Genomic DNA, 941 nt, shown 5'->3' on the forward strand with positions numbered 1-941 from the left:
GCCGCCGCCCAGCGCACGATTCCGGTGACGCTGGAACTTGGCGGCAAGTCGCCTCAGGTGGTCTTCGCGGATGCGGATCTAAACGACGCCGCCGCCACCATCACACGCGGCATCACGCAGAATTCCGGCCAGACCTGCAGCGCCGGCTCCCGCGTGATCATCGAGGATCGCGCCTATGACAGCTTCACCGCTGATTTGGCGAAGCGGTTCAGGGCGCTCCGCATCGGTGCGTCGGACCAGGATCTCGATATGGGTCCTGTGGTCAATGCGGTGCAGAAGGAGCGGATCGAGGGTTTTCTCGCGCTGGCCGAGCGCGATGGATTGCCGATCCTGGCTCAGGGTGATCTCGGCACCAATGTTTCGGCGGACGGGTTCTACGTGCGTCCGACACTGATCGGCGACGTGCCCTTCGATCATCCCTTGGCCCAGCAGGAGATCTTCGGGCCGGTGCTCGTCGCCATCCGCATGAAGGACGAGGCGGATGCGCTGCGCATCGCGAACAGCACCGAATACGGCTTGGTCGCTGGCATCTGGACGGGCGATATAGGCCGCGCGCTGCGCTTGGCACATGGCGTTAAATCCGGCCAAGTCTACATCAACAACTACGGCGCGGGCGGTGGTGTGGAGCTGCCTTTCGGTGGCGTGAAACGCTCGGGCCACGGGCGCGAGAAGGGTTTCGCGGCGCTGCACGGTTTCGGCACGCTGAAGACCATCGCCATCAAGCACAAGGCCGCCTGATGGCGCAGCCGGGATCCGCGCCGAGGCCGGCGCCCGGCAAGCCGTTGCGCGGTCTGCTGGTGATCGCCTTGGAGCAGGCGGTTGCGGCGCCCTACTGCTCCTCGCGTCTCGCCGATGCCGGGGCTCGGGTCATCAAGATCGAGCGGCGGGAAGGCGATTTCGCGCGCGGCTATGACGCCGCCGTGCATGGCACGTCGAGCTAT

The 941-nt window shown here is 65.8% G+C and carries 2 protein-coding genes; both read left to right on the forward strand.

Features of this window, described 5'->3' with window-relative positions; all coding sequences use genetic code 11:
- The coding region (locus GSQ92_RS07540; protein WP_159013280.1) for an aldehyde dehydrogenase family protein at window positions 1-738 on the forward strand (738 nt) is incomplete at its 5' end.
- The coding region (locus GSQ92_RS07545; protein WP_174247806.1) for a CoA transferase at window positions 738-941 on the forward strand (204 nt) is incomplete at its 3' end. The genes GSQ92_RS07540 and GSQ92_RS07545, both read left to right, overlap by 1 nt.

Origin of the sequence: Acidisoma sp. S159 (genome assembly GCF_009766125.1) — a bacterium.
Lineage (GTDB): Bacteria > Pseudomonadota > Alphaproteobacteria > Acetobacterales > Acetobacteraceae > Acidisoma.